General features: G+C 74.9%; 4 protein-coding genes and 1 pseudogene. All 5 read right to left on the bottom strand.

The window, feature by feature from the left end:
• Positions 1-254, bottom strand: a 254-nt coding sequence (locus tag J1C73_RS20935) for a LysR family transcriptional regulator (protein WP_207317766.1), incomplete at its 3' end; no start/stop codon positions are given.
• Positions 251-640 (bottom strand): annotated as a pseudogene (locus J1C73_RS20930) (EamA family transporter); the annotation flags it as partial. The gene J1C73_RS20935 and the pseudogene J1C73_RS20930, both read right to left, overlap by 4 nt.
• On the bottom strand, positions 601-771 hold the full coding sequence (locus tag J1C73_RS20925) for a hypothetical protein (RefSeq protein WP_207317765.1): 171 nt from the start codon (positions 769-771) through the stop codon (positions 601-603). The pseudogene J1C73_RS20930 and the gene J1C73_RS20925, both read right to left, overlap by 40 nt.
• Positions 772-1,009: 238 nt before the next feature.
• A complete protein-coding gene (locus J1C73_RS20920) occupies positions 1,010-1,240 on the bottom strand; it encodes a hypothetical protein (RefSeq protein WP_123471094.1) in 231 nt (76 codons plus the stop codon).
• Positions 1,241-1,260: 20 nt separating this feature from the next.
• A partial coding sequence (gene malQ / locus J1C73_RS20915) for a 4-alpha-glucanotransferase (protein ID WP_207317764.1) occupies positions 1,261-3,326 on the bottom strand: 2,066 nt, incomplete at its 5' end.

Raw genomic sequence — 3,326 nt, 5'->3', positions numbered from 1 at the left:
AACTCGGCCTCGGCGCGCTCCAGCTGGGCGAACACCACTTCGGCGTGGCGGAGTACGAGGTGCGCGGCGTCGGTGAGCCGGACCCGCCTGCCCTGTGCCTCCAGCAGTGGCACGCCGAGCTGCCGGCCCAGGTTCGACAGCTGCTGGGACACCGCGGAAGGGGTCATCAGCAGCGCCTCGGCCGTCGCCGTGACGGTCCCGCGCTCGCTCAGCACCCGCAGGATCCGGAGCTTCTTGATGTCCCACTCGGTCATGTCCGCACATTAGCCGCCGCCCGGCCACCGGCCCGGCCCGCCCCCAGCGCCACTCCGCCGAGGATCAGGACCAGGCAGAGGGTCTGCACCGGTCCCGTCGACTCGCCCAGCAGGGCGAAGGAGAGCCCGGCCACGCAGACGGGCTGGAGGTAGTAGACGATCCCGGTCCGCGAGGCGCCGATGAGGGCCACGGCCCTGTTCCAGGCGAAGAACGCGACCGCCGAGGAGAGGACACCGACGTACAGGAGCGGCCCGACGGTGCCGGCCGTCGGCTCGAACCCGCCCTGGACGGCGACGCCGACCGCGAAGGCGGGGGTCAGCATCAGAGCGCCCAGCACGAAGGTGGTCAGGAGGAAGGCCGGTTGGCCTCGCGCAGGGCGCGCGCGGCGACGAAGCTCCCGGACCAGACGACCGTCGCGACGAGGGCGAGCAGGAGGCCCGCCCCGGAGCTCCACCGCGCCCCTCTCGCACCGGCCGTCCCACTGCTGCGGATGCGGATGCGGTCCGGCACGGCCATGGAATCCCCTGCCCTCTCCTCCGTGCGGGGGTGCGTCGGTCACGGGACCCACCGTCACACCGAGAGAACATTCAGGCCTATCGAATACTTCTGAGGGTTTTTTGAAGCAGAACTTAACGATGGGGGGGGATGACCGCCGGGCCAACGCGGACAGGGCGCCACGACGCGCTCGCGCACATCGGGACGCCCTGGACGGAGCCGGGGAGCCGCGCGGCCCTGTGTGCCGCGCAGCCGGGTGTCAGGCCTGCTTCTTGGACTTGTCGAGGACCATGACCAGCCCGGCGATGACCCCGAACAGCACCAGGGGGGCCACGACGAACAGGCCGATCGTGTCGATCACGCTCAGGCCGGTACCCGGGTCGTCACCGTCGTCGCGGGTGAGCGCGAGCGCGGGGGACGTCATGAGCAGCATCATCAGCGTCGTTCCGGCGGCGACGGCACCGGCGCGCATAGCGTTCTTCTTGTCCACGGTGCAAACGTAGCGAACGGCTACGAGGGCCGCGCGCCCGGGGGTGCCGTACGGGCCCCCGGGGGCTCCTGACGAGGGCTGAGGACCTCCATCAGCCTGTGCAGCCGCGGCGAGGCGGCAAGCTCCTCCAGGGTGACCGGGCGGCCCTCGGCGTCGGCGATGGGCAGCCGCCAGTTGGGGTATTCGTCCCAGGTGCCCGGCAGGTTCTGCGGGCGGCGGTCGCCGATCGTGTCGGGCAGCCAGACCCCGGCCATCCGGGCGGGGGTGCGCAGCAGGAAGCGGTGGACGGCGCGGACGGCCGCCTCCTCGTCACCGCCGCCCTCGGGGAGCAGGCCGAGCCGGGAGAGCAGGCCGAGCCATTCCGCGGTGTCGGCGCCGTCCTGGGTCCGCTCCTGGTCCAGCGGGCGGGCGAGCAGCCCGAGGCGGTGGCGCAGCGTCACGTGGTCACCGGTCAGCCGGGCCGCGGTGGAGGGCAGATCGTGAGTGGTGGCGGTGGCCAGGCAGCCCTCGCGCCACTCCTCGGGGGCCAGCGGGCGGCCGGTGCCCGACCAGTCCCGTTCGAACCAGAGCACGGAGGTGCCGAGGACGCCGCGGCGAGCGAGTGCCTCGCGGACGCCGGGTTCGACGGTGCCGAGGTCCTCCCCCATGACGACGGCGCCCGCCCGGTGGGCCTCCAGGACGAGGACGGCGAGCATCGCCTCGGCGTCGTGGCTGACATAGGCGCCCTCGGTGGGCGGGCGCCCCTCGGGCACCCACCAGAGCCGGAACAGGCCCATGACGTGGTCGATGCGCAGGGCACCGGCCCGGCCGAGGATGCCGCGCAGCAGACCGCGGAACGGGGCGTAGCCGGACGCGGCGAGGGCGTCGGGGCGCCAGGGCGGCAGACCCCAGTCCTGGCCGCGTGCGTTGAAGGCGTCCGGGGGCGCGCCGACGGACATGCCGTGCGCGAAGGCGTCCTGCTGGGCCCAGGTGTCGGCACCGCCGGGGTGCACGCCGACGGCGAGGTCGTGGACGATCCCGACGGTCATCCCGGCGTCCCGGGCGGCGCGCTGGGCGTCGGCGAGCTGCGTGTCGGCCAGCCAGGCGAGCCGGCAGTGGAAGTCGACCCGGTCGAGCAGTTCGCCGCGGGCGCGGGCGGTCTCCCTGGAGCGGGGGTCGCGCAGGCCTTCCGGCCAGCTGTGCCAGTCGGAGCCGTGCAGCTCGGCGAGGGCGCACCACAGGGCGTGGTCCTCCAGGGCCTGTCCCTGTTCGGCGAGGAAGTCGCAGTAGGCGGCGCGGCGGCCGGGCGTGAGGGGGACGTCGGCGAGGATGGAGAGGGCCTGCCGCTTGAGCTCCCAGACGGCGTCGCGGTCGATCAGGGCGCCCTTGTTGAGGACTCCGTCGCGGAGCTCTCCCGCCTTGCGGCGCAGCTCGTCCAGTGCGGCCCGGTCGGGCGCGTGCCCGTACTCCGGGACGGACTCGATGCGCAGGTGCACGGGGTCGGGGAAGCGCCGCGAGGACGGACGGTAGGGCGACGGGTCGGTGGGGCTGCCCAGGACCGCCGCGTGCAGCGGGTTGACCTGGACGAAGCCGGCGCCGAGGGACCGCCCGGACCAGGAGGCGAGATCGGCGAGGTCGCCGAGGTCGCCCATGCCCCAGGAGCGGGCGGAGAGCAGCGAGTAGAGCTGCACGAGGAAGCCGTGGCTGCGGGGCGGCGGCTGCGGGACCCGGGCCGGGGCGACGACGAGCGTGCAGGACTCGGCCGGCCGCTCCGGTGCCCGGGCGGTCAGCCGGTGCACGCCGAGCGGGGGTTCGGTCCACCAGCCGGGCGCGGGCGCGCCGCTCGCCGGGCCGGGCGCCCCGGAAACGGCCGGATCCGTATCCCCGGCGGGGGTCCGCATCCGGGCCGGCGGGGCCGAACCGGCCTCCTCGGGCCGGACGGTCAGCTCCGTGCCGGGCGGCAGCGCGGCCAGGGCCACGGGCAGCGGTTCCCCGGCCCACACCACGACCGTGGGCGGGAGCAGCCGGGAGCCGGCCGCGGACTCGGCGGCGGCGAGCGCCTCCCGTACCGCCGCGGGCGTGGCGGCGTCGACATCGAGCGCGGCGA

The organism is Streptomyces laculatispora, assembly GCF_017353455.1.
Lineage (GTDB): Bacteria > Actinomycetota > Actinomycetes > Streptomycetales > Streptomycetaceae > Streptomyces > Streptomyces laculatispora.
This window is presented reverse-complemented; position numbering and strand designations above follow the sequence as displayed.

Coding starts and splice junctions, on each gene's coding strand:
- J1C73_RS20925 (WP_207317765.1), bottom strand. CDS start 771: ATGGCCGTGCCGGACCGCATCCGCATCCGCAGCAGTGGGACGGCCGGT.